Origin of the sequence: Streptomyces albireticuli (assembly GCF_002192455.1) — a bacterium.
GTDB classification, from domain to species: domain Bacteria; phylum Actinomycetota; class Actinomycetes; order Streptomycetales; family Streptomycetaceae; genus Streptomyces; species Streptomyces albireticuli_B.
In genome coordinates, this window is the sequence record NZ_CP021744.1 from 4,996,597 (window position 1) to 5,019,921 (window position 23,325).

At 74.4% G+C, this 23,325-nt stretch carries 21 protein-coding genes, 2 tRNA genes and 2 pseudogenes; 9 read left to right on the forward strand and 16 right to left on the reverse strand.

All coding sequences use genetic code 11. The features are described 5' to 3' along the window. Positions 1–24 precede the first annotated feature (24 nt). From SMD11_RS21580 to SMD11_RS21600, 5 genes are all read left to right on the forward strand, one after another. A tRNA-Lys gene (locus tag SMD11_RS21580) sits at positions 25–98 on the forward strand. A gap of 143 nt (positions 99–241) precedes the next feature. Next, positions 242–745, forward strand: a complete 504-nt coding sequence (locus tag SMD11_RS21585; RefSeq protein WP_234366117.1) for a hypothetical protein — start codon at positions 242–244, stop codon at positions 743–745. 100 nt (positions 746–845) lie between these two features. Then, entirely contained in the window at positions 846–1,262 is a 417-nt protein-coding gene (locus tag SMD11_RS21590; RefSeq protein ID WP_087928004.1) for a hypothetical protein, read from the forward strand. A 78-nt stretch (positions 1,263–1,340) separates the two neighbouring features. Beyond that, positions 1,341–2,144 carry a DsbA family protein gene (locus SMD11_RS21595; RefSeq protein ID WP_087928005.1) on the forward strand — a complete coding sequence of 268 codons (804 nt, stop codon included), beginning with the start codon at positions 1,341–1,343 and terminating at the stop codon, positions 2,142–2,144. Positions 2,145–2,151: 7 nt separating this feature from the next. After that, positions 2,152–3,018: a cytochrome c biogenesis CcdA family protein gene (locus SMD11_RS21600; RefSeq protein ID WP_087928006.1), complete on the forward strand. Its 867-nt coding sequence runs from the start codon at positions 2,152–2,154 to the stop codon at positions 3,016–3,018. A gap of 89 nt (positions 3,019–3,107) precedes the next feature. Here SMD11_RS21600 and SMD11_RS21605 read toward each other — a convergent pair whose 3' ends face one another. The 7 genes and pseudogenes from SMD11_RS21605 to SMD11_RS21635 all read right to left on the reverse strand — a co-directional run bounded on the left by SMD11_RS21605 (position 3,108) and on the right by SMD11_RS21635 (position 10,154). Next, positions 3,108–3,698, reverse strand: a complete 591-nt coding sequence (locus SMD11_RS21605) for a lytic polysaccharide monooxygenase auxiliary activity family 9 protein (protein ID WP_087928007.1) — start codon at positions 3,696–3,698, stop codon at positions 3,108–3,110. 71 nt (positions 3,699–3,769) lie between these two features. Beyond that, a complete protein-coding gene (locus SMD11_RS21610; protein WP_087928008.1) occupies positions 3,770–4,432 on the reverse strand; it encodes a nucleoside/nucleotide kinase family protein in 663 nt (220 codons plus the stop codon). Between the two features lie 116 nt (positions 4,433–4,548). Then, complete coding sequence (locus tag SMD11_RS21615) at positions 4,549–5,916, reverse strand: AAA domain-containing protein (RefSeq protein ID WP_087930655.1); 1,368 nt, start codon at positions 5,914–5,916, stop codon at positions 4,549–4,551. A gap of 103 nt (positions 5,917–6,019) precedes the next feature. Next, positions 6,020–7,608: pseudogene (locus SMD11_RS21620) on the reverse strand (hypothetical protein). Beyond that, positions 7,599–8,129 (reverse strand): annotated as a pseudogene (locus SMD11_RS21625) (hypothetical protein); the annotation flags it as partial. The pseudogenes SMD11_RS21620 and SMD11_RS21625, both read right to left, overlap by 10 nt. Then, on the reverse strand, positions 8,012–9,247 hold the full coding sequence (locus SMD11_RS36495; protein WP_234366118.1) for a hypothetical protein: 1,236 nt from the start codon (positions 9,245–9,247) through the stop codon (positions 8,012–8,014). The gene SMD11_RS36495 and the pseudogene SMD11_RS21625, both read right to left, overlap by 118 nt. After that, positions 9,153–10,154: a phosphatase PAP2 family protein gene (locus SMD11_RS21635; protein WP_087928009.1), complete on the reverse strand. Its 1,002-nt coding sequence runs from the start codon at positions 10,152–10,154 to the stop codon at positions 9,153–9,155. The genes SMD11_RS36495 and SMD11_RS21635 overlap by 95 nt, the downstream gene beginning before the upstream one ends. Before the next feature lie 314 nt (positions 10,155–10,468). On the opposite strand from SMD11_RS21635, the gene SMD11_RS21640 reads away from it, so the two are divergent. Next, positions 10,469–11,071 (forward strand): histidine phosphatase family protein, encoded by a 603-nt coding sequence (locus SMD11_RS21640; protein WP_087928010.1) that lies wholly within the window; start codon positions 10,469–10,471, stop codon positions 11,069–11,071. 24 nt (positions 11,072–11,095) lie between these two features. Here the strand turns inward: SMD11_RS21640 and SMD11_RS21645 are convergent, their stop codons facing one another. After that, the gene (locus SMD11_RS21645) at positions 11,096–12,532 is read right to left on the reverse strand and encodes a transcriptional regulator (protein ID WP_087928011.1); all 1,437 of its coding nucleotides are present in this window, start codon (positions 12,530–12,532) and stop codon (positions 11,096–11,098) included. 305 nt (positions 12,533–12,837) lie between these two features. Between SMD11_RS21645 and SMD11_RS21650 the strand changes: the two genes are divergently transcribed. Continuing rightward, positions 12,838–13,275 carry a hypothetical protein gene (locus SMD11_RS21650; RefSeq protein WP_234366119.1) on the forward strand — a complete coding sequence of 146 codons (438 nt, stop codon included), beginning with the start codon at positions 12,838–12,840 and terminating at the stop codon, positions 13,273–13,275. 65 nt (positions 13,276–13,340) lie between these two features. Next, on the forward strand, positions 13,341–14,210 hold the full coding sequence (locus SMD11_RS21655; protein ID WP_087928013.1) for a spermidine synthase: 870 nt from the start codon (positions 13,341–13,343) through the stop codon (positions 14,208–14,210). Between the two features lie 22 nt (positions 14,211–14,232). Here the strand turns inward: SMD11_RS21655 and SMD11_RS21660 are convergent, their stop codons facing one another. From SMD11_RS21660 to SMD11_RS21695, 8 genes are all read right to left on the reverse strand, one after another. After that, complete coding sequence (locus tag SMD11_RS21660) at positions 14,233–15,627, reverse strand: GH1 family beta-glucosidase (protein WP_087928014.1); 1,395 nt, start codon at positions 15,625–15,627, stop codon at positions 14,233–14,235. A gap of 42 nt (positions 15,628–15,669) precedes the next feature. Continuing rightward, positions 15,670–16,482: a carbohydrate ABC transporter permease gene (locus SMD11_RS21665; protein WP_234366440.1), complete on the reverse strand. Its 813-nt coding sequence runs from the start codon at positions 16,480–16,482 to the stop codon at positions 15,670–15,672. 129 nt (positions 16,483–16,611) lie between these two features. Continuing rightward, entirely contained in the window at positions 16,612–17,604 is a 993-nt protein-coding gene (locus SMD11_RS21670; protein ID WP_087928016.1) for a carbohydrate ABC transporter permease, read from the reverse strand. Next, on the reverse strand, positions 17,601–18,929 hold the full coding sequence (locus tag SMD11_RS21675) for an extracellular solute-binding protein (protein ID WP_087928017.1): 1,329 nt from the start codon (positions 18,927–18,929) through the stop codon (positions 17,601–17,603). Before SMD11_RS21675 ends, SMD11_RS21670 begins: the two co-directional genes overlap by 4 nt. Before the next feature lie 430 nt (positions 18,930–19,359). Further along, positions 19,360–19,432: transfer RNA gene (locus SMD11_RS21680), tRNA-His, on the reverse strand. 101 nt (positions 19,433–19,533) lie between these two features. After that, complete coding sequence (orn, locus tag SMD11_RS21685; RefSeq protein ID WP_087928018.1) at positions 19,534–20,139, reverse strand: oligoribonuclease; 606 nt, start codon at positions 20,137–20,139, stop codon at positions 19,534–19,536. Positions 20,140–20,144: 5 nt separating this feature from the next. Continuing rightward, positions 20,145–21,524, reverse strand: a complete 1,380-nt coding sequence (locus SMD11_RS21690; RefSeq protein ID WP_087928019.1) for a helix-turn-helix domain-containing protein — start codon at positions 21,522–21,524, stop codon at positions 20,145–20,147. Positions 21,525–21,892: 368 nt separating this feature from the next. Further along, a complete protein-coding gene (locus SMD11_RS21695) occupies positions 21,893–22,249 on the reverse strand; it encodes a hypothetical protein (RefSeq protein ID WP_234366120.1) in 357 nt (118 codons plus the stop codon). A gap of 452 nt (positions 22,250–22,701) precedes the next feature. Here SMD11_RS21695 and SMD11_RS21700 point away from each other — a divergent pair, with 452 nt between their 5' ends. After that, positions 22,702–23,223: a universal stress protein gene (locus SMD11_RS21700; RefSeq protein ID WP_087928020.1), complete on the forward strand. Its 522-nt coding sequence runs from the start codon at positions 22,702–22,704 to the stop codon at positions 23,221–23,223. The last annotated feature ends 102 nt before the right edge of the window (positions 23,224–23,325 follow it).

Consider the following 23,325-nt stretch of genomic DNA (forward strand, 5'->3'; position numbering starts at 1 on the left):
AGGTATATTTATCTCTGTCAGCAGGCGCCGCTAGCTCAGTTGGTTAGAGCAGCTGACTCTTAATCAGCGGGTCCGGGGTTCGAGTCCCTGGCGGCGCACAGACAGACGAAGGCCTCTCACCGATGGTGAGGGGCCTTCGTCGTTCCCGGGCGCCGGGGCGCCGGACCGATGACATAAGTCATCGCCGACCGGTGATCGGCGGATCTGCCCGCGGGCCCGCGCCGCCGACAGACTTCTTGCCATGGACACCGCGACGCTCGCCCCCGCCCCGAAGGCCACCTCCCAGGCTCCGGCCGGCACCCGTACCGACGCCGGGACCGGCGCCCGTGCCGACGCCGCCGCTCCGGATCTCGGCGGGATCAAGCCGCTCCCCGTGTGGTTCTTCGCCTTCGAGGGCCTGATGTCCGCCGCCTTCGACCTCTACCGGGCCTACCCGCAGGCCCTGGGGCTGATCGTCGCCGCCGGCCTGGTCAATCTCGTCGTCTCCCTGACGGTGCTCCGCTCCCGGGTCCGGCTGGCCAAGCGGCTGTGGCGCGGCAAGAGGACCCGCAAGCTCGCCCTCGGCCTGGTGGCGCTCCGCATCGCCTGCCACTCGGCGCTGGCCGCGGTGGGCCTGGGAGTGGTCTCGACCGCGGGCCACCTCGCCTTCGCGGCCGTGATGGGCGTCACGACCGTCACCCTCCTCTGGTTCGTCCAGCGGACCGCGCTGCGGGCGGTCGCGGCCGACGCGGCACGGACGGCGTAGCGGGGGAGACGCCGGCCCGGCCCGTAGCATGGGGGACCGGCCGCGCGCGGCCCGGACCCGTCCGGGAGCCCGGTCACCCGCCCACGAAAGGAGAGAGCACATGACGTCGCACCGTCGCCCGACGGCCGTCGCCGCGCTGCTGCTCCTCCTCTCGGTGGTCCTCGGCCCGTCCCTGGCGGTGGCGGCCACCGCCTCACCCATGGCGACGGGCGCCGCGCGGGCCGCGCGGCCCGCCGCGGCGGCCTCCGCCGTTCCGGCCGGCGAGCGGGGCGAGCGCGTCCCCGAGGCCCGGCCCGCGGCCGGATCCGGTGACACCGGCGGCAGCTGCCGCCCGCAGGACGTCCCGCTCAAGGGCGCCGAGGCCGTCGCGCCCGGCAGCCACGCCGATCCGCTCACCGCCCCGGGCACCTCCCGCACCACGCTGACCCCCGCCCCGGCGCCCCGGCCGGGCGCGCCCCGGGCCCCGCCCGTACCGGTCGCCGGCTGCGCCGAGCTCCTCCCCGTCCTACGGATCTAGGTCCGCCCCGCACGGCCCGCGCACCGGGCCGCGCTTCGGCATGCCATGCGTCCGTTCGCCCCAGGAGCTCCTTCACCCATGTCCCGTACGCCTTCCCGCCCCTCGTCCGGCCCCGCCGAGCGCCCGTCCGGGCAGCCGTCCAAGCGGTCGGCCCTCACGCCCCGCCGCCTCGCGGCCGCCGGCGCGGTCCTCGCCCTCGTCGTCGCGCTCGTCGCCGCCGGCATCGCCATCGGCGAGAACACGGGTTCCGGCACCCGCCACGCCTCCGCCTCCGACGGCGCCGCGCCCGCCGCCGACCCGCAGCAGAAGCTCTACACGGAGCTGGACCGGGCCGCCGCCCGCCGCCAGGACGGCGACGCCCTCGCCGTCGGCAAGGCCGACGCGCCCGTCGTGCTCGTCGAGTACGCCGACTACCAGTGCTCGTACTGCGGCAAGTTCACCCGCGACAGCCAGCCCGAGCTGATCAAGAAGTATGTGGACGAGGGCGTGCTGCGCATCGAGTTCCGCAACTTCCCGATCTTCGGCAAGGACTCCGAGCGGGCCGCCCGCGCCTCCTGGGCCGCCGGCCGGCAGGGGAAGTTCTGGCAGTTCCACGACGAGGTCTACGCCAAGACCCGCAAGGGCGACGCGCTCGCCGAGGACAAGCTCACCGACATGGCCCGCACCGCCGGGGTCGCCGACCTCGACCGGTTCCGCGCGGACCTGAACGGCCCGGAGTCCGCGGCCGCCGTGAAGAAGGACCAGGAGGAGGGCTACTCCATCGGCGTGAAGTCCACCCCGTCGTTCCTGGTGGGCGGGCAGCCCGTCGCGGGAGCCCAGCCCCTCGACGTGTTCGAGTCGGCGATCGCGCGGGCCAAGGCCGCGAAGCAGAGCGGGAAGTGACCGCGCCGTGGCCGACATCGGTTACCTCGCCGCCTTCCTCGGTGGCGTCCTCGCCCTGGTCAGCCCGTGCAGCGCGCTGCTGCTGCCGGCCTTCTTCGCCTACTCGCTGACGAGCCCGGGCAGGCTCCTGGCCCGGACCTGCGTCTTCTACCTGGGGCTCGCCACGACGCTCGTCCCGCTCGGCGTCGCCTCCAGCGCGGCCAGCAGGCTCTTCAACGGCCACCGCGAGCTGCTGATCACCATCGGCGGCTGGACGGTGATCGCGATGGGCGCCGCGCAGATCCTCGGCCTCGGCTTCGCCTCCAAGCGGGCCCAGGCCGCGGCCGGCCGGATCACCCCGCGCTCGGCCGCGTCGACCTTCCTGCTGGGCTGCGTCTACGGACTGGCCGGATTCTGCGCCGGGCCGATCCTGGGCGCGGTGCTGACCATGAGCGCGGTCGGCGGCAACCCCTTCCTCGGCGGCTCGCTGCTCGCGGTCTACGCGCTGGGCATGGCGCTGCCGCTGTTCGTCCTGGCCCTGTGCTGGGACCGCTTCCGGCTCGGCGGCAGGCGCTGGCTGCGCGGGCGGGAGCTGCGTCTGGGCCGGCTGCGGCTGCACACCACCTCGCTGCTGTCCGGCCTGTTCTTCATCGGCATCGGCCTGCTGTTCCTCGCCTACGACGGCACGACGGGCCTGCCCGGCCTCCTGGACGCCGACCAGGAGTCGCGCCTGGAGGAGCTCGCCTCGGCGGTGGGCGACGCCGTGCCGGACTACGCCCTGCTGGCGGTGGTCGCGCTGGTCGTGGCCGGGGTGCTGGCCCGGATCGCGCTCCGGCCGGAGGAGCGCGGGGAGGAGGGCGCGGGGGACGCCGGGGAGGACGCCGCGAAGGGCTGAGCCCCCGCGCCCGGGAAGGCCGGCGGGCCTCCCCGGGTGGGGGCCGGGAAGGCCCTGGGCCGGCAAGCGCCGCCGGCCGGCGGCCGCCGTCAGAACTGGACGTCGGAACAGGCGTAGAAGGCGTTGCCCGTGTCGGCGATCGTCCAGACGGCGAGGACGAGCTGCTTGCCGGTCCGGCCGGCGGGGAGGGTGCCCTGGTGGGTGACGGTGGCGTCGGGCACCCGTCCGCCGTAGGGGACGGTCAGGAAGGGCTGGGTCTCCAGGTCGGCCCTGGTCAGGGGTTTACGGGGGTCGTAGCCGCTCTTGGTCAGGTAGTAGCGGAAGTCCGTGGTCGCGTGCCGGGCGGTGAGCTTCCACCGGAAGCCGAGGCTCTGGCCCGCCGTGACCTTGGTGGCGGGCCACTGGCCCGCGCGCGGGTCGTCGAGCTCGCGGAAGCGGGTGTTGCCTCCCGCGCAGATGGTGCCGTCGGCGGGGCCGCGGGCCGGGAAGCCCTTGGCGCCCTCGACGCTCTGCGGCTCCCACTGGATCTCGCCGCAGTTCTTCACCGTGCCGTTGGCGCAGTACACCTGCCTGCTGGTGGGGGAGTCGGTGTAGCCGTGGCCGCTCGCGCCGCCGGTGGAGAGGGCGGAGGCGGCGACGATGCCTATGCCGATGACCGCCGCACTGATCTTTTTGCGCATGCTGTCGCTCCTCGGAAGAACGTGGGGGGTTCTGTGAGCCGAGTGAAGTGCGGTCTAGACCAAGTCGGAGGCTAGTACCGGCCGTTAGTCATGTCCAGGCCAACGGTGGGAAGAATCCGGTCGCAGTTCGGTCGCGAGACCTTCACCCGCTCGCCGTTCGGGTGGTCGTTGCCCTGCACCCACGCCCGTGCGGCGGCCTCGTCCCGCCCTCCGGTCCTTTGTCTTTCAAGCAGGCGTCCTTGACGTACTTCGTCAGGTGTCTCCAGGTACCAGACCTCGGCCAGCAGCCCGCGGGCGTCCCGCCAGCCCGGCTCGTCGCAGGCCAGATAGTTCCCCTCCGTCACCACCAGCCGGGCCGTGGCCGGCACGACGTGCCGCGCGGCGACCGGCTCGTGCAGGGTGCGGTCGTAGTCCGGCACGTACACGTCGCGCCCGGTCGTCGCTTCCGCGAGGACCCGGCGCAGCAGCTCGACGTAACCCCACACGTCGAAGCTCGGGGCGGAGCCCTTGCGGTCGGTCAGCCCCAGGCGCGCGAGCTGGGCGTTGGACAGGTGGAAGCCGTCGAGCGGCAGATAGGCCGCCGAGCCGGGGCCGTGCCGGGCGTCGACCTCGGCGACGAGCGCCCCGGCGAGGGTGGACTTGCCGGCGCCGGGCGGACCCGCGATGCCCAGGGCGGCGCGGGGGCGGGCGGCGGTGAGCCGCCAGGCGTCGGCGGCGAGTTCGGTGATCCCCATGGGCGCACCTTAGGGGGACCGGTGACGGCCTTCCTTCCCGGGCCGGGGCCGGGGTCCCGCGGCACCGCCGCGTGCCTCCACGCGCCTTCGGCTCCGGCGGCATCCGGCCCCACCGCTCACGGCCGCCACGCCACCCGATGCTCCTTCAGATGCGCCAGCACCGCATGATTGGCCTCCCACCCGTCCGGGAACTTCACCGTCACCCCCAGCCGCACCGGGTCCGTCGACGGGTGTTCGTCCAGCAGCTCCTCGACGCCCGCCCGGCACACCACCACGCACGCGTGCCGGTGGCGCGACGCCAGCACGCACAGCCGGCCCGTCTCCAGGTGGAAGGCCGTCGCGTCCGGGCGGCCGGACAGCGGGTGGAGCACGACCGTGACGTCGAACTCCCGGCCCTGGAGGCGGTTGGCCGTGTCGACCGTGACGCCGTCCACGCCGAGCCCGGCCAGGGCCGCCCGTACGGCCGCCGCCTGGTCGCGGTGGGCCGTGCCGACCGCGATGCGCTCCGCCGTGAGCGGCACCGGGTCCGGGGAGAGCTCGCTGGTGGCGGCCCCGCCCCGGTCCAGCATGCGCCGGACGACGACGGCCACCGCTCGTATCGCCTCCGGGTCCGTGCGCGGCGTCCGGCGGGCGGGCAGCTCCAGCAGGCCCCAGCCCGACGCGGCCGCCTCGTCCAGCACCCGGTCCGGGCCCGAGCCGTCGGACGGCACGCCGAAGGCCAGCCGCCGGTCGCCGTGGCCCGTGCCGCTGCGGAACGGGGTGTACGGGTAGAAGGCCGCCGACACCAGCGGCGCGGCGGACGCGGGCAGCCGCCAGGAGACGGGCAGCCGGTGCTGCGGCAGTTCCGGGTTGTGCGCGAGCAGGGTGCTGACGGCGCTCGCCGACGGGTCGTACGACAGGCCGGCCCACTGCGCCGCGCCGTCGGGCCCCACCACGCTGAACGGGTCGAGCTGCCCCGGGTCGCCCACGAACAGCGCCCGCTCGAACAGCCCCGCCACGGCAAGCAGGGCGTCCGACCGCATCTGGTACGCCTCGTCGACGATCGCGTGGCCCCACGGCTCGGTGACCTTGGTGTGCGCCCACTTCGCCGCCGTGGAGACCACGACGTCGAGCCCCGCGAGGTCCGCGGCCTTCGCGGACGTGACCACCGACGGCAGCGCGTCCAGCGCGCGGTCGTACGGGCGCGCCTCGCTGCTGTGCAGCCGGCCGACCGGCAGCTCCGGGTCCTTCGCGGCCAGCCGCAGCACCAGGTCGTCGACCTGGGCGTTGGTCTGCGCGACGACCATCAGCGGGCGGCCCGCGGCGGCCAGCTCCCGCGCGGCCCGGACCACGAGCGTCGACTTGCCCGCGCCCGGCGGGGAGTCGACGACGACGCCGCGGTGCGGGCCGCGCAGGGTGTCGCGGAGGATCGCGTCCGTCGCGGCGGCGGCCGCGGCGGACGGGTCGAAGGCGTTGGAGGCGCGGGTGCCCGGCGCGCGGACGATCACGGCCGCGCCCCGTACGGCCGTGCGTCGCGCGGCCGTGCCTCGCGCGGGCTCACGGCGGCGGCCGCTCCGCCCGTGGGCCCCGTGGTGGATCCGGTCGTGTTCACAGCAGGTCCTCCGCGGTCAGCGGGTCGGGGGCGTCGGCGGTCCCGTCCGGCGGGCCGCCGTGGGTCCAGGGCGTCCGCTCGGGCTCGGGCAGCTCGGGGCCACCGCGCGGCGCGTGCTCGAAGAGCGTCCAGCAGACGCGGTCGCCCTTCTCCGGCACGGAGCCCCCGTCGGGCACCTTGCCGCGTCCCATGCCGCCCGTCAGCCGGACCGTCAGCGCGCCGCCGCCCTCCGGGACATGGCCGACGAACTCCGCCGTCTGCGCCCTGCCGTCCGGCAGCACCCGGTGCACCTTCACGCCCTCCGTCAGCAGCGGGCCGTCGTCCGTGAGCACCGTCACCAGCGGGCGCGGGCGCGGCACCTTCGCCTCCGAGTACTCCATCACCACCTCGGTGACCTCCCCGCGAACGCCTCGCCGGCCAGCCGCCGGCCCGCCATGACCAGCGGGTCGTCCAGCGCCTCCTGCGCCTCCAGCCGGGCGTGCGCCGTCTCGCGCGCCGCGAGCTTGCGGGCCGCGGTCACCGCGTCGTCCCGCCGGGGCTGCGGCGGCTCGCCGGCCGCCACCTTGTCCCGGTGCGAGGTGTACGACCAGCGGTCGCGCTTCCACCGCTCGGCCACGCGCTCGCCCTCCGGGAGCGCGCGCAGCAGGTCGACGCCCTGCCACACGGCGTCCCACGCCGGGCGGAGCTGCGACTCCAGGAGATCCCTGATCTCCCGCTCGGCGCGGCGCAGTGCGGCCCGCGCGGCCTGCGGGTCCTTCGGGGAGCCCGCCGCCTCGGCGCGGGCGCGGTCGTAGCGGGCGGTCGCCGGGGCCAGCCGCCTGTTGTCGAACACCGGGTCCGTGGCCGGGCCCGCCGGCGGGCACAGCAGCAGGCCCTCCGCGTCGCGCGCCAGCTCCGCGCGGAGGGCCGCCTCCGCGCCCGTCATGCCCGGCGGCGGCGCGAGCCAGCCGAGCAGCGCCCCCAGGTGCTGGTCCTCCGCGCCGCTCTGGCCCGTCGCCCAGTGGCGGGCGAGCACCTGCGTCATCGGCAGCAGCAGCGACGAGCCGGGCAGCCGGGCCCGCTCCCCGAAGTGCGTCAGCCAGCGGCCCAGCAGGGGGACGCGCGGCGGCGCCGGGTAAGGGGTCCCGGGGTCCTGCTCGGCCGTCCGCCGGAACCGCATGGACCGCCCGAGCAGCCGGACGTACTCCACACCGGCCACGCTCGGCACCAGCAGCTGCGGGGCGTCGGCGCACAGCTCGACCTCGACCGGGACCTTCTTCCCCGTCTCCGGGTCGGTCTCCTTGCGCTGCTCCCGCTCCACGTCCCCGGCGAACCCCTCGACGTACGGCAGCACGGCGTCGGCCAGCTCCGCGAGGAAGGCGAACCGCAGGTCCCGGTCGCGCGGCTGCGCCACGACCAGCAGCCGCGGGGCGTCCCGCTCCGTCCCGACCAGCGCGCCCAGCGGGGCGCCGGCCTCACCGGCGGTGGTCAGCGGCACGAAGACCATCGGCCGCTCGGCCAGATGCCGGTGGCGCACGGTCGCCAGGGGCCGCGCCCGGCCCTCCCGGACGGCCTCCATCCGGGCGAGTGCGGTGATCAGAGACACGGGCCCCTCCCTTCGGACGTCCGGGTCCCGGACCCGGGCGGTGCCGCCAGCGCCTCCGCGCGCAGGGCCGCCGCGCGGCGCAGGGCGGCGACGGCGGGATCCGCCGGATCGCCCTCCTCGCCCCGGGCGGCGGCGAGCACGGCCCCGACCGTGGCCAGCCCGCCCAGCTCACCGCGCACGCCGCGGCCCAGCGTCTCCACCACGTCCGCCGCCCGTGCCCGGGCCCGGCAGTGGAAGGCCAGCTCGCACGCCGCGAGGCACTCCGGGGCATACGCCGCCGGGGCCGCCTCGACCGCGGCCGCCAGCTCCGCCACGGGCCGGGTCGCCGTCCGCCCGTCGTCGGCGAGCCGGAGGTCGAAGGTGGTGCCCTCGGGGAGCGCGGCGGCGATGTCCTCGACGCGCGTCAGCCGGGCGAGCTGGCGCCGCGTGGTGGCGAGCTGCTTGCGCACGTCGACGAGCTCGGCGTCGGGGAGATTGGAGAAGTCCTTGGGGCAGACGAGCAGCACGCGGTCCCGCACCCGGGGGAGGGCGGGGAGGCCCCGGGCGCGGCCGGGCCGGGGACATGGCCGGCACCCGGGGCGCGGGCCGGGAGCGCGGTTCCGGGCCCGTCCCCGGCCGGGGAAGCGCCGTCGGCCCGCGGCGTGGCCGGGGCCTCCGCCGCGTGGCTGCCGTCCCGAGGGGCGGCACTGCCCTCGTCGTGCGGGGTGCGGGTCGGAACCGCCCCCGCATCCGCCCGGGGAGCGGCGTCCGTATCCCGCGCGGCCGCGGCCTCCGCCGCGTGGCCGGCATCCGGGGCGGGCGACAGGCGCGCCGTACCGCCCGCGTCGCCCGGGACGCGGGCCGCCGGCACCGCCCCTGCGGTGGCCGGTGACGTGGGCGTGGCGTCCCCGGAAGTCCCCGGCGGCATCGCCGCCCCGTCCCCGGCCGCCCCCGGCCCTCCGCCCAGCCGCCCCGCCACCCCCTCCAGGGCGAGCGCGTACACCGCCGCCTGCCGGGCCGCCGCGCCGACCTTTCCCGGGTCCGCCGCGCCGTCGATCATCGGGAAGGACTTGATCTCCACGATCGTCCAGTCGCCGTCCGGGTGGACGACGATCGCGTCCGGCTCCAGGTAGGCGGGGGTGCCCGCGACCTCCAGGGTCAGCAAGGGGTGGTCCAGGACCGTCCAGCGGCCGGCGGCGGTGGCCTCGCGGAGGGCCAGGGCCGTGCGGGCCGTGCGGCCCTCGGGGCCGGCCGCCGACAGGTCGGGGGTGGCCGGCGGGAACGCGGGGCCGGGCGCGGGGGAGTCGTCGCGCAGGCGGTCGTGGAGCAGGCGGACCAGGGCCTCGCCGCCGTCCGCCTTGACCCGTGCCTCGAAGACGTTGCCCCGCGCTATGGCGAACTGCGACTGCCCGTGCGTGGCCGGGGCGCCGAGGGCGCGGGCCAGCGCGCCCTTGTCCACCCCGGCGCCGTCGAGCAGGACCCGGCGGCGGCAGCCGGGGTTGGCGGCCAGGGCCGCCAGGGCGCGCGCGTCGAGCGGACGCGGCGCGGCGGCGGGGCCGCGCAGCTCAGCGAGCCGCCGCCGCAGCGTCGTCGGCCCGGCTGTCGCCCGCGCCGTCGCGTGCCTGCTGTCGGGGGATGTGCTCTCGGGGAATGTGGTCACCGGCGCCCGCCTCGCGAGATGTCTCCGGCGCCCCCGGCCGGCCGGCTCCGGCCCCGGAACCGGAGGCCGCCGCCCGGGAAAGCGCTGTACCCGCCGAAGTCTCGCATCCGGCACCGACATTCGCGGGGGTCCCGGCCGTTTCCTGACGGGAGGCGCTGGCGAAACGTTCCCGTACGCGGTCGGCCAGCCGCACCGCCGGCTTGGCCAGCAGCAGTCCGACGCCCATGACGGCGGCGCCGGCCACGGCGTCCAGGAAGTAGTGGTTGGCGGTGCCCATCACGATCAGCGTGATCGCCGCCGGGTAGACCACACCGGCGATCTTCGCCCAGGTCGTGCGCCCGTAGCGCCACATCACGACGCCGCACCACAGGGCCCAGCCGACGTGCAGGCTCGGCATCGCGGCGTACTGGTTGGTCATGCCGCCGAGGCCGCGCGGGGCGCTGGCCTCGCCGCCCCACCAGCCGTAGGAGCCGTACTGGGCCATCGTGTCGACGAAGCCGTACGTGTCGTCCAGCAGCCGGGGCGGGCAGGTGGGCAGCAGGGTGAAGCCGATGAGGCCGATGAGGGTGGAGATCATCAGCCAGCTGCGCAGGAAGCGGTAGTCGCGCGGGCGGCGCCGGAAGGCCCAGACGAGGATCGCGGGCGTCAGGATGTAGTGCAGGGAGGCGTAGGCGAAGTCGGCGGGTATGCCGAGGGACGCGTGCTCCGTGAACAGCCGGTTGAGCGGGTGTTCGAAATTTATTCGGAAGGTCTTCTCAAGATCGAGGATCGCCAGACCGTGGTCGATCGCCGGCTGCACGTTGCCGCGGACCAGCAGCCTGCCGGCCGAGTACACCGCGTACACCACGGCTATCAGCGGCAGCTCGGTCCACCAGCGCGGCCGCTTCCCCAGTGGTGTGCGGTACATCGGGACGCTCTCCATGTGTTCAGGCGGCCAACAAGCGCGCATGCAACCGTACGGCGTACGCCACATTGCTCGCACACCGCCCCGCGGCTTACCGGAAACCCCGAGTTCGTCCCCCGTTCCGTCATAGCCGCTAGGCGCGAGGGACGGATGAGGCGGGACAGGAGGGGAGACGTCCGGATTGACCTGCGGGTTGCCTGATACCGGTGTGAGCGATGATGGAAAAGCGAACAGATCGTCGCCGCCGGTGCCTTGCCGGTGCGCATGGCGATCTGTAGTGAAAATCACCGAAATCTTCTGAAGGGTCTGGGTCCTCCATGGCTTCGACGACCTCGCGCATCCTGCTGGCCCGGCACGGACAGACGGAGTGGTCGCTCTCCGGCAAGCACACCGGCCGCACCGACATCCCCCTTCTGGACGAGGGCCGCCGCGGCGCCAAGCTGCTCGGCGAGCGCCTGCACCGCGCCCCCTGGGACGGGCTGCCGGACGTCGAGGTCCGTACGAGCCCGCTGGTGCGCGCCAAGGAGACCTGCGAGCTGGCCGGCTTCGGCGACCGGGCGGCCGACTGGGACGCCCTGATGGAGTGGGACTACGGCGCGTACGAGGGGATGACCCCGGCCGAGATCAAGGCGGGCCGCCCCGACTGGCTCATCTGGCGCGACGGCGTCCCCGAGGGCGAGAGCCTCACCGAGGTCGCCGCCCGCGCGGACCAGGTCGTGGAGTGGGCCCGCTCGGCCGACCGCGACGTGCTGATCTTCGCCCACGGCCACATCCTGCGCACGATCGGCGCCCGCTGGCTCGGCCTGGACATCTCCTTCGCCTCCCGGATCCGCCTCGACCCCACGTCGCTGTCCATCCTCGGCTGGGCCTACGGCGCGCCGGCCCTCGAACGCTGGAACGACACCGGCCACCTCGCCTGAGCCCGGCAGGGCCGCGCCGGACCCTCAGGCGCCGGCCGCGGCCCCCTGGTGCCGGTCCAGGAACGACGCGACCACCGAGTCCGCGCGGTAGCGGCGCAGCAGCCGGGCCGTCGCCGCCAGCATCGTGCGGACCCGGGTCGACCGGACCTCCGCCAGCAGGTCCAGGGCGCGCTCGCCCTGGGCCGCCGCCGCGTCGGGTGCCCCGCCGCGCGCCAGGTCGCCCGCGAGCTGGGTGGTGAACAGCGCGGTGTTCCGGGCGAAGTGCGGGTCCTGGAGATCCACCGCGTGCCGGGCGTGCCCGGCCGCGCGCGCCCACTCGCCCAGCGCCGACCAGCACTGCGCCTCCAGCCCCTCCAGCTCGGCCGGGCCGAAGAACGACATCCACTCCGGGTCGGCCGGGCCCGGCCCGCGCTCGAAGAGGTCGCGGGCCCGCAGCAGCGCCGTCTCGCAGGCCGCCCGGTCGCCGAGCCCGGCCCAGCCGCCCGCCTCGCGCAGGGTCAGCAGCGACATCAGCCGGGGCGACGGCAGCCTGCGGGCCGCCCGCTGCGCGGCCTGCGCGGCCCGCACGGCTTCCCGGGGCCGCCCGGCGTCGCGGGCGAGGAAGGCGGTGTTGCAGAAGGCGTGCGCCTCCAGCGCCGCGTCCCCGGCCACCCGCGCCGTGGCCAGCGCCTCCGCGTAGTGCGAGCGGGCGTCGGCGAAGCGGCCCGAGTCGTGGGCCAGCCAGCCGACGGACAGGGAGAGCTCGCCCGCGCCCGTGTACAGGCGGTCCGCGACCGACTGCCGGCGGGTGTCCGCGTCGAGCAGCTCGTAGGCCACCCGCAGTGGGCGGGCGGCGCGCCGGTAGATGCCGTCGGCGCCGTGGCGGTCGTCGAGCAGCCGGATCCGGCGTACGGCCTGTTCCACGGCGACGGCCTCGGCCTCGCCGGCGCGGCGCCGGTCGCGGGCGGCCGCCGCGGGGGCGGCCCACGCGGTGCCGAACGAGGCGCCCAGCGAGGCGCCCAGTGAGGCGGTCGCCACCGCGGCCGTGCCGCCGGTCATGAACGCGCGACGCAACACGTCGCTCTCCTTGTGACGGTCGGGAGTACGGGCGGGAGTGCGGGCGGAACCGGGGGCGGAGCTGTCCGCGGGGCCACCGGCGGATCCGGCGGACGGGCCGCCGGGCGTCGGCGACGCGTCGGCGTTCTCCCGCGCCCCCCGACCGCGTACCACGTCTCGCGGAACGAAACCCATGTCCGCCGGTTCGCGACCGGGGAACATATGCCTGAACACTCGCTCGTAGGCGTAGTTGGGGCAGCGGATCTCCCCCGATTCGACCCGCCCGATGTAGCGCGCGTCGCACGAGACCTGCTCACCGATCTCGCGGGCCGCCCGCCGGACGGCCGCCGCGAACTCGCCCGGCGACCGCGCTCCGCGGAGCTGCCGGAAGGCCGTGTTCGGGTGGTGCGCTTGGGACGACGCCATGGCCGGACCCTCTCCCTGGCGAGCGCGCGCCTTCGCGCGGGTGCGCGCGTGGCGTGCGGCTGTGCTGGCCTCTGTGCTGCCTGTCGGCTGCCGTGTCGGCGGAGAAGACCGTACCGGCTGACGGGGTCCCACTACACCCTGTTTGGCTACAAACGGGATATCTCACCCGTGATCCGCCATGAACTGCCATCCTTTGTGACGGCATGGCACCGTAGCCGTTGACGCTCCCGAGCGTTGAACTCCTTGGAGCGCGCTCGACGCGGAGTGGCACGGCGGAGGAGGGGTTTCCCTTGGTGGAGGCCGGAGTGGACATCAGCAGCTCGCGGACGACGGCCCTGCACCAGCCGCGTCAGGACCACAGCCCGTCCCCCCGCGTCCCCCAGGTGACCCTGGACGCGGGCCCGTGCGACCTCGTCACCGTCCCCGCCCGGCAGGGCCTGGAGGCCGTCGACATCCTGCGGCTGCGCGACGGCGTCGGCCCCGTGCTGCACGACGGCGAGTGCGACACCCTCGGCTTCCTCGTGCCCCCCGGCACGGCCGACGCCTGGGACGTGCCGGGCAGCGCCTGCACCCAGACGTTCGGCCAGGGCGAGCAGGCGGGCCTCGCGGAGCCCCCGCTCCTGGGGACGGGGTGGCTGGTCGCGCCGGAGGCGGCGTTCTCGGAGGCGACGGACCCGGCGGTGCTGCGCGCCGCGCTGGGCGAGGCGGCCCGGACGATCGAGGCCGTGGACCGCTGCCGCTAGGGGTCTCCCGCCTGTTCCCCGGCCGCCTTTCCAGGGCCCCGGCCACGGCAGGCGATACTTGCCATGTGGCTAAAGGCAAGCAGAAGCAAGGGCGCGGGCGCGCCGCCGAGGCGGTGTCCGAGCAGGTCGGAGGCGGTGTCGCCGAGCTGCGGCCCGACCGTGACCGCCCCCGTGGCTTCACGCTGCTGATCGACGGCGCACCGCAGTCCCATGTGGACCTCGACGACCCCGCCTACCTCGACTTCGCCTACCAGCGGCGCCTCGGCCACATCGCCGACCTCGTCGCCGCGCCCGGCAAGCCCGTCCAGGCCCTGCACCTGGGCGGCGGGGCCTTCACCCTCGCCCGCTACGTCGCCGCCACCCGGCCCCGCTCCACCCAGCAGATCGTGGAGATCGACGCCCCGCTCGTCCAGTTCGTCCGCCGCGAGCTCCCCCTGGACGCCGGCTGGCGGATCCGGGTGCGGGGCGGCGACGCCCGGGAGGGGCTGGCCAAGGTGCCCGACGGGTGGGCCGACCTGATCATCGCCGACGTCTTCGCCGGCGCCCGCACCCCCGCCCACCTCACCAGCGTCGAATTCGCCGGCGAGGTGCGGCGCGCGCTGCGCCCGGGCGGCTTCTACGCCGCGAACCTCGCCGACGGCCCGCCCCTCGCCTACGTCAAGGCGCAGATCGCGACCGTACGGACCGTCTTCCCCGAGCTGTGCCTGACCGCCGACCCCGCCGTGCTGCGCGGCCGCCGCTTCGGCAACGCCGTGCTGCTCGCCTCCGACCGCGAGCTGCCGGTCGCCGAGCTGACCCGGCGCGCCGCGACCGACCCGAACCAGGGCCGGGTCGAACACGGGCGCGCCCTCGACGACTTCACCGGCGGCGCGGCGCCCGTCACCGACGCGGCCGCCCGCCCCTCGCCGGCCCCGCCGCCGTCCGTCTTCGAGTGAGACCCGGGTCACCGGCCCCGGCTCAGTACGGCGGGAGCTGGCCCGTCCGGGCGACCTGGGCGTACCAGCGGGCGCTGGACTTGGGCGTGCGGACCTGGGTGGCGTAGTCGACGTACACCGCGCCGAAGCGCTTGCTGTAGCCGTACGCCCATTCGAAGTTGTCCAGCAGTGACCAGAGGAAGTAGCCGCACACGTCCGCGCCGTCGCCGATCGCCCGGTGCACCGCGTCGAGGTGGGCGTGCAGATAGGCGATCCGTTCCGGGTCGTGCACCGCGCCCTCGCCGTCCGGCTTGTCGTCGTACGCCGCGCCGTTCTCGGTGACCACCAGCGGCAGCCCGGGGACCTCCCGGGTGAAGCGCGTCAGCAGGTCGTGGAGGCCGGTGGGGTCGACCGACCAGTCCATCGCGGTCCGCTTGCCGGGCGGGCGGTGGAAGACGACGCCCCCGGCGCCGGGCCACGGCGAGGGCTCGCCTCCGGCCGCCCCGCCCGCAGGGGTGCCGGGGGCCGGCCCCGACACCAGGAAGGGCGCGTAGTAGTTGACGCCCAGCGAGTCCAGGGGGTGGTGGACAGCCGCCGCGTCGCCGCCGTGGACGAAGGACCAGTCCGTGATGCCCGCCGTGTCGGCGATCAGGTCCGCCGGGTACTCCCCGTGCAGCATGGGCCCGGTGAAGATCCGGGTGGCCAGCGCGTCGATGCGTCGCCGGGCGTCGAGGTCGGCCGGAGAGTCCGTGAGGGCGCGCACCGCACCGGGGTTGAGGGTGACCGAGACGGCCGCCCGGGAGGGCAGCGCGGCGCGCAGCGCCTGGGCGCCGAGGCCGTGTGCCAGGTTGAGGTGGTGGGCCGCGCGCAGGGCCGCCACGTCGTCCGCCCGGCCGGGCGCGTGCACCCCGGAGCCGTAGCCGAGGAAGGCGCTGCACCAGGGCTCGTTGAGGGTCGTCCACAGCTCCACCCGGTCCCCGAGCGCCTCGGCGACCAGATGCGCGTAGTCCGCGAAGCGGTGCGCGGTGCCGCGCTCCGGCCAGCCGCCCGCCGACTCCAGCTCCTGGGGCAGGTCCCAGTGGTAGAGGGTCAGCACCGGCTGGATGCCGTGGGCGAGGAGGTCGTCGACGAGCGCGCGGTAGAAGTCGAGGCCCGCCTGGCAGGCCGGGCCGCGCCCGCCGGGCTGGACGCGCGGCCAGGAGACGGAGAAGCGGTACGCGCCCAGGCCCAGGTCCGCCATCAGGCGCACGTCCTCGGCGCGGCGGTGGTAGTGGTCGGCGGCGACGTCCCCGGTGTCGCCGCCGAGGACCTTGCCGGGGGTGTGGGAGAAGGTGTCCCAGATGGAGGGGGTGCGGCCGTCCTGCTGCGCCGCGCCCTCGATCTGGTACGCGGCGGTCGCGGCGCCCCAGAGGAAGCCGGGCGGGAAGTTCACGGTCATGGATGCGCTCTCGGTGTGGGGGAGGGACGAGAAGGAGGGGAGTCAGCCCTTGACGGCGCCCTGCATGATGCCGCCGACGATCTGTCTGCCGAAGAGGGTGAAGGCGAGCAGCAGCGGCAGGGTGCCGAGCAGCGCGCCGGCCATGATCACGGCCTGGTCGGGCACATAGCCCCGGCCGAGGCCGGTGAGGGCGACCTGGACGGTCGGGTTCTCCTGGGTCAGCGCGATGATCGGCCAGAAGAAGTCGTTCCACGCCTGGACGAAGGAGAGCATCCCCAGCACGGCCATGGCCGGCCGGGCCACGGGGAACACCACGTGCCACAGCACGCGCAGGCTGCTCGCGCCGTCGACGCGGGCCGCCTCGACCAGCTCGGTGGGGAGCGCCTCCACCAGGTACTGGCGCATGAAGAACACGCCGAAGGCGCTGACGAGGGTGGGCAGTACCACCGACTGGAGCTGGTTCGTCCAGTGCAGCTCGGCGACGACCATGAAGAGGGGGACGACGCTCAGCTGCGGCGGCACCATCATCGTGCCGACCGTCGTCAGCAGCAGGGCGGTCCGGAACCGGAACCGCAGCTTGGCGAAGGCGAAGCCCGCCGTCGTGGCGAAGAGGACGGTGCCAAGCGCGACCGCCCCGGCCACCAGCACCGTGTTGAACAGCGCCAGGCCCATGTGGGCCTCGCTCCAGGCCGTGCCCAGGTTGGTCAGCAGCCTGTCGCCGAACCGGAACGGCGGCGGGGTCCGGGCGAGCCGGGCGTTGTCCCGCGACGCGGTGACCGCCGTCCAGACCAGCGGGAACAGCGAGCCGGCGGTGAACAGCGCCAGCACGGCGTAGGTGACCGGCCCGGCGCGCAGCTGCCTTCCCGCGCCGCCGCCCCTGGCCTTCGCCGGGCCCCTCGCCCCTTCCCTCCCCTTCGCGGGCCCCGTCGGCGGGCCCTTCGTCCGGTCGGCGGGCCGTCCGGTGGTCGTCGTCACATCAGCCCCTCACCGGCTCTTCCGCATCCCTCGCGCGATCAGGAGATTGACCGCGCCGATCAGCAGCAGGATCAGGAACATCGTCCAGGCGACGGCGGAGGCGCGCCCGAGGTGGAAGTTGAACCACCCCTGCTCGTAGAGGTAGAGCCCCAGCGTCTGGAACTGGTGCGAGGCCCCGCCCTTCTGCCCGCCCGCCCCGCCGAACAGCAGCGGCTCCCCGAAGAGCTGGGTCGCCCCGATCGTCGAGACGACCACCGTGAAGAGGATCGTCGGCCGCAGCGCCGGCACCGTGACGTGGCGGAACTGCTGCGCGCGCGAGGCCCCGTCCAGCGCCGCCGACTCGTACAGCTCGTCCGGCACCGCCTGCATCGCGGCCAGGTAGATCAGCGCGTTGTAGCCCGTCCACCGCCAGATCACGATCGAGGAGACCGCGATCTGCGAGGACCACGTGGAGCTCTGCCAGTCCACCGGGCCGGCGCCCACCGCCTCCAGCGCCCAGTTGACCATGCCATAGTCGCGCCCGTAGAGCAGCACGAAGACGAGCGTCGCGGCCGCGACCGAGGTGGCGTACGGCGTCAGCAGCGCGACCCGCCAGAAGGACGCCGCGCGCAGCCGGTAGTGCAGCAGATGGGCGAGGCCCAGCGCCATCAGCAGCTGGGGGACGGTGGAGAGGACACCGATGGTGAAGGTGTTGCGCAGGGCGTTCCAGAAGAAGTCGTCCCCCAGCAGCCGCGCGTAGTTGTGCAGCCCCACCCACTCCAGCTGGTCCGGGGCGTACAGCTCCACCCGGTGCAGCGAGGCCCAGCCCGTGTAGAGCAGGGGGAAGATGCCGAACGCCGAGAAGAAGAGGAAGAACGGGGCGACGAAGACGTACGGGCTGTAGCGCACGTCCCAGCGGTAGAGGCGGCTGCGCCACGGGCGTGGCCCGCTGCGCGGCGGGCGGTCGAGGTCCTCGGGCGGCGGTGCCGGCCGGTCGCCCACCGCCTCGGTCGCGGCCGTCATTCGTCCACCGCGTTGTGGATCTCCTTCTGCGCAGCCTTCCAGGCCGCCGCGGGGGACCGGCCCTGCTGCTCCACCTGTGGGATCCCCACATCGGTGAAGGCGGTGCCGATCTGCTGCTCCCGGGGGCCGATCACCAGCTTGGGCACCGACCGGGCCGCCGCCGAGAAGATCCGCCCGGTGGGCGCGTCGCCGAAGTACGGGTTCCGCGCGTCCCTGACCTGGGGCATGGCGTACGAGGCGGGGGTGGAGGGGATGCTCGCCTGCCGGTCGAAGAGCCTGGCCTGCTGCTCCGGCGCCGTCAGCCAGACCGCGAGCGCGACGGCCGCTTTCCGGTGCCGGGCCGCCTTCGGCACGGTGATGAAGGAGCCGCCCCAGTTGGCGGGCCGGGGCGCGGGGGCGATGTCCCACTTGTCCTCGCCGGCCGGGCCCGCCTTCTCCTTGATGTAGCCGAGCATCCAGGGCGGGCAGGCGACGGTGGCGAAGCGGCCGTTGGCGTACGCCTGGTCCCAGGGCTTCTCGAACTGTTTGAGGCGGGCGGTCAGGCCGTCGCGCGCGGCCCGCACCGCCAGGTTCCAGGACTCCCGGACCGCGGGGCTCCGCCCGACGACGCGGTGGCCCCGGCGGTCGTAGTAGCGCTCGGCGTAGCCGTGGATCGCGGCGTTGTAGATCCCGGCCGCCGAGTCCGTGAAGACCGTGCCCGCCGGGGCGCGCCTCCGGTAGGCCCGGCCGGTCTCCAGGTACTTCCGCCAGTCGCCGGCCCAGAGCCGGCCGACGCCCGCCCGGTCGGTGGGCAGCCCGGCCTTGGCGAAGAGGTCCTTCCGGTAGCACACGGCGATCGGCCCGATGTCCGTGCCGAGGCCGATGGTCCGGCCGTCCGGCGAGGTCGCCTGCGCCCACTTCCAGTCCAGCCAGGTGTCCGCGCGGACGCCGGCGGCCCGGGACAGGTCCACGAACCGGTCGGCCTGGGTGGTGGCGACGTCGTGGATGTTGCCCACCTCGACGGCCTGGATGTCGGACAGGCCGCCGCCGGCCGCGAGGTGGGTCAGCAGCTGGGGGTAGTAGGCGTCGTTCCGCTCGATCACGCTCTCCTTGATCGTGATGCCGGGGTGCAGCCGCTCGTACTCCTCGTAGAGCCCCGCCTGCTTGTAACCGAAGACGCCGAAGGTGCCGATGGTGACGGTGGTCCTCCGCCCGCCGCCGCCCCCGGGCCCCTCGCCCGCGCTCCCGACGTCCCGGGCGCACGCCCCGAACAGCCCCATACCGAGGGCCGCGACGGCGGTGACGGCCGTCACCCGGCGCGGGGGCGTGCGGAAGCGTCGGCGCATGGGCGTCTCCTGGTGCCTCGGCGTACGGGACCGGCGTACGGACTCGGCGTACGGACTCGACGTGGGGACTCGGCGTACGGACTCGTGGGGCTCGGAGTGGCGAGGGGCCTTCGTCGGGCGTGCCGCCCGTCCGGCGGAACACGGCATACGGCATACGGAGTAGAGGGCCGGGCGGGTGCCGGGGGACGGAGAGGGAGGAGCCCCGGGCCGATGTGATGAAGAGTCGTCGGATCCCGGCGGAGAGTCAAGGAAGCCCTGGCGCGTCGCGCGATGCCACCCGCGCGCCGCGAAATATGACGCGGGTCACAGCCGCCCCGCGCCGCCCGTACGGCTCACGCGCGGGCCCACGCCCCCTGTGCGGGCGGGGCGATGGCGGGCCGCGTACGACAGAGGCCCCGGTCCGCTTCCGCGGACCGGGGCCTCCGATCAGGGTGAGTAACGGGACTTGAACCCGCGACATCCTGGACCACAACCAGGTGCTCTGCCAGCTGAGCTATACCCACCATGTCGTCCGGTGCGTTTCCCACCGGCCGAGAAAAAGTGTACAGGGTTTTCAGGGGTGCTCGCTCCCAGGTGACCCGCGTCCTGGGAGCGAGCTGCGTCACTACGCCTGAACGGGCAGGACGTGCTTGGCCGCGATGGCCTTCGCCGCGTCCGAATCCGGGCCGGGCTGCGGCACGAAGATCGCCTCGCGGTAGTAGCGGAGCTCGGCGATCGACTCGCGGATGTCGGCGAGCGCCCGGTGGTTGCCGCTCTTCTTGGGACTGTTGAAGTAGGCCCGCGGATACCAGCGGCGGGCCAGCTCCTTCACCGACGACACATCGACGATCCGGTAGTGCAGATAGCTCTCCAGCGCCGGCATGTCCCGCGTGAGGAAACCGCGGTCGGTGCCGACCGAGTTTCCGCACAGCGGGGCCTTGCCCGGCTCCGGGACGTGCTCACGGACGTACGCCAGGACCTGGGCCTCCGCGTCCTCCAGCGTCGTGCCCTTGTCCAGCTCCGCGAGCAGCCCGGAGGCCGTGTGCATCTGGCGCACCACCTCGGGCATGGTGACGAGGGCCTCGGCGGGCGGGCGGACGACGATGTCCACACCGTCGCCGAGGATGTTCAGCTCAGAGTCGGTGACCAGGGCGGCCACCTCGATGAGCGCGTCGTCCGACAGCGAGAGCCCGGTCATCTCGCAGTCGATCCACACCATGCGATCGTTCATGCGTCTCACCCTACGGGGCGTTCCCGCTGGCCGGGCAGGCGTGGGCTGTAGAGGTCGGACTCCGGCTTGCCCGGATCCGGACCGCCGGGAGTGTTCCCGGCGTGTCCGCCACCGTGCCCGCCGTGCCCGGCGGGGTGCCCGCCGTGCCCGCCGTGTCCGCCGTGCCCGGTATGGGGTGGCGGTACGGACATGGCGGCTCCGGTGACGGCGTGCGCCGTGGTGGCCAGGGCCGCCCTGCGCAGCCCCATCACCGAGGCCTCCCCGCTCCGCTGCTCCACCGGGTCCGGCCGGTCGAACCGGTCGTGGCGCTCGGTCCGGTCCGTACGGTCCGGCCGTTCACCCCGCTCCGGCCGCTCGGCCGAGCCGTTCTGCGGCCGGCGCGCGCGGTACGCGGCCCGGTAGGCGGCCGGGGAGGACCCCAGCTGCCTGCGGAAGTGGCCGCGCAACGCCACCGGCGAGCGGAAGCCGCAGCGCCCGGCGACCTCGTCCACGGAATAGTCCGAGGTCTCCAGGAGCCGCTGTGCCTGGAGCACCCGCTGGGTGATCAGCCACTGGAGCGGCGCGCTGCCGGTGAGCGAACGGAACCGCCGGTCGAAGGTGCGACGGCTCATATAGGCACGGGCGGCCAGGGTCTCCACGTCGAACTGCTCGTGGAGGTGCTCCAGCGCCCAGGCGACGACCTCGGCGAGCGGGTCGGCGCCGATCTCCTCCGGTAAAGACCTGTCGAGGTAGCGCTCCTGTCCGCCGCTTCGGCGTGGCGGCACGACGAGCCGGCGGGCCAGGGCCCCCGCGGCGTCGGCGCCGTGGTCGGTGCGGACGATGTGCAGGCACAGGTCGATGCCTGCCGCGGTGCCCGCGGACGTCAGTACGTCACCGTCGTCGACGAAGAGCTCCCGCGGGTCCACATGGACCGACGGATAGCGCTTGGCGAGTGTCGGCGCGTACATCCAATGGGTGGTGGCGGGCCTGCCGTCGAGCAGTCCCGCGGCAGCCAGTACGAAGGCACCGGTGCACAAGCCCACGATGCGGGCGCCCTCCTCATGGGCGCGGCGCAGCGCGTCGAGTGCGGCGGTCGGTGGCGGCTGGGTGATCGACCGCCAGGCCGGTACGACGACGGTGCCGGCCCTGGAGAGTGCCTCCAGGCCGTACGGTGCGGTCAATTCCAGGCCGCCGGTTGTTCGCAATGGCACATCTTCGCCCGCGCACACCAGCAAGCGGTAGCGGGGGACTCCAGCGTCCTGTCGGTCGATACCGAACACTGAGAGCGGAATGGAGCTTTCGAAGATGGGTCCGCCGCTGAAAAGCAGCACAGCGACGATCTCCCGGCGGCGGCGTCCGGAGAGCTTGCGCGTGGTCTCCGGTACGGTCGTGGAGTCCTGGCTCATGGCGCTAAGCCCCCCTCGGCGGTCGAGTCCTCTCGGTCCTGCACGTTTCCCCTCGGTCCTGAACGGTTCCCCCGCCGGTCATGGCCAAGATCGAATCTACTGCGTCGCATGGAGTCGCGGTGACCAGTTCACCACCCGGCTCTATGTCGACATGACAACTTGGCGCGAAGCGTTCGATCACGAAGCGTTGCACTTGCAGGGCTCGGTGAAAAGTACGCCTCTCGCCCATGCCCAATCCCCGTAGGGTGCAACCGCCCCCCGTGGTCCTTTCCTTGCTGGTCGACCGGCTGTTGGGGGCTGCTCAGGCCAAGGTGAGGGGTTCGGCCTGAAGTTGGCTGAAAAGCAACGGGTCCATGCGTACGAAGACGTCATTCACCGGACGTACTACCGGGCGTATCACCCGGTCCGGAGGCGCCCTGATGGCGTCCGCCGCGGTGTGCGCCGCCGCCCGTGCGGCCGTGCCGGCCCCGGTGCGGAACGCTTTGTTCCGCAGACAGCCGTGCGGCGGTGCGCTCGGACTGGCGCAGGAGGGCCCGGCAGGCGCAGGTGAGGGCGACCAGTCCGGCGGCCGTGCCCGCGGCGCCGCCGAAGGACTGACCGCACATCAGCAGGACGACGGGGACGAGGACGCAGCTGAACGCCGCCCAGCGGACCACGTCGCTCACCGGATCGGGGGAGTCTGCCCCGGTGTCGTCGGCACGGTGGTGATCACGGGTTCCGGGCACGGAGCGGCTCCCTGCTGACGGCGGCTGACGGTGGTACAACGCCCGGCCGGCCGCCTGGGTCACTGCGGGAGAGGCATCGGGGGGACGCGGCGGTGGGCCGGGAGGGGCCGTGCCGGGGCCGCCGCGGGGGTCCGGCGGAGGCGCGGCCGGGGCGCCGGGGCGGTGCCGGGAAGGTACGGATGGGACGCTCCGGGGCCATTGCGCTACGGCCCGGGCTCGTGCATGCTCCGGGGAACGCCCTGGCGGCTCCGCCTGCCCGGCGGGCCCTGGGCAGGCGATGAGTGTCGCCGTACCCTTATGGGTAAGTGCTTGAAAAGATGAATCCCGGACGGATTTTCCGTCCTTGATCCACCTGGGCGGCGTCCCTCCGACCTCGCCCGACAGCCCCTGACAACTCCAACCAGCCCACCGCCCTTCCCCTCCGCACGAGGACTCCCTTCGCCGAGACACCGATGGCCGGTCACGAATTCTCCGAACCCGCGGACCGCAAGCGGGTCGCCGATCACGCGGCGCACCCCGAAGCGGCGGAAGAAACACGCCATTCCTGCGATCCGGCGTTCCAGCACGGTGTCGTGGTGGGCTTCGACGGTTCCACGTCCAGCGAGCGAGCGCTTGCGTATGCAATCGGGATGGCCCGGCGCTCCGGCTCGGGCCTGATCATCGTCCATGTGGCCAACCGGCTGCCGACGACCGTGTGGGCGGGCTGTGAGCCGCCGGTCTTCGTGGACGTCCCCGACCACCGCACCGAGGTCCTCGGCCTGGAACTGGCCTGCGCGGACCACCTGTCGGAGGTGCCGTGGATCCTCGTCGAGCGCGGCGGGGACATCTGCCACGAACTGGAGGAAGTCGGGCGGGAGTACTCGGCGGACGCCATCGTCGTCGGCTCCACGCACGGCCTGGTCGGCCGGATCTTCGGCTCGGTGGCGGGGCGGCTGGCGCGGCGTGCCCAGCGGCCCGTCGTGGTCATCCCCTAGCCGGTCCGGCGCGTCAACTTCGGCACCTTGTGCGGGTGATGATCGCGCACGGCGCTTTTGACGGCCCCTGAATATACCTGTGGAATCTACCCGCGCGTAGAA

Excerpts from the sequence above, each read along its gene's own strand:
- SMD11_RS21585 (WP_234366117.1), top strand. The coding sequence starts at position 242 with ATGGACACCGCGACGCTCGCCCCCGCCCCGAAGGCCACCTCCCAGGCT.
- SMD11_RS21590 (WP_087928004.1), top strand. The coding sequence starts at position 846 with ATGACGTCGCACCGTCGCCCGACGGCCGTCGCCGCGCTGCTGCTCCTC.
- SMD11_RS21595 (WP_087928005.1), top strand. The coding sequence starts at position 1,341 with ATGTCCCGTACGCCTTCCCGCCCCTCGTCCGGCCCCGCCGAGCGCCCG.
- SMD11_RS21605 (WP_087928007.1), bottom strand. The coding sequence starts at position 3,698 with ATGCGCAAAAAGATCAGTGCGGCGGTCATCGGCATAGGCATCGTCGCC.
- SMD11_RS21610 (WP_087928008.1), bottom strand. The coding sequence starts at position 4,432 with ATGGGGATCACCGAACTCGCCGCCGACGCCTGGCGGCTCACCGCCGCC.
- SMD11_RS21635 (WP_087928009.1), bottom strand. The coding sequence starts at position 10,154 with ATGTACCGCACACCACTGGGGAAGCGGCCGCGCTGGTGGACCGAGCTG.
- SMD11_RS21640 (WP_087928010.1), top strand. The coding sequence starts at position 10,469 with ATGGCTTCGACGACCTCGCGCATCCTGCTGGCCCGGCACGGACAGACG.
- SMD11_RS21645 (WP_087928011.1), bottom strand. The coding sequence starts at position 12,532 with ATGGCGTCGTCCCAAGCGCACCACCCGAACACGGCCTTCCGGCAGCTC.
- SMD11_RS21660 (WP_087928014.1), bottom strand. The coding sequence starts at position 15,627 with ATGACCGTGAACTTCCCGCCCGGCTTCCTCTGGGGCGCCGCGACCGCC.
- SMD11_RS21670 (WP_087928016.1), bottom strand. The coding sequence starts at position 17,604 with ATGACGGCCGCGACCGAGGCGGTGGGCGACCGGCCGGCACCGCCGCCC.
- SMD11_RS21675 (WP_087928017.1), bottom strand. The coding sequence starts at position 18,929 with ATGCGCCGACGCTTCCGCACGCCCCCGCGCCGGGTGACGGCCGTCACC.
- orn (WP_087928018.1), bottom strand. The coding sequence starts at position 20,139 with ATGAACGATCGCATGGTGTGGATCGACTGCGAGATGACCGGGCTCTCG.
- SMD11_RS21690 (WP_087928019.1), bottom strand. The coding sequence starts at position 21,524 with ATGAGCCAGGACTCCACGACCGTACCGGAGACCACGCGCAAGCTCTCC.
- SMD11_RS21700 (WP_087928020.1), top strand. The coding sequence starts at position 22,702 with ATGGCCGGTCACGAATTCTCCGAACCCGCGGACCGCAAGCGGGTCGCC.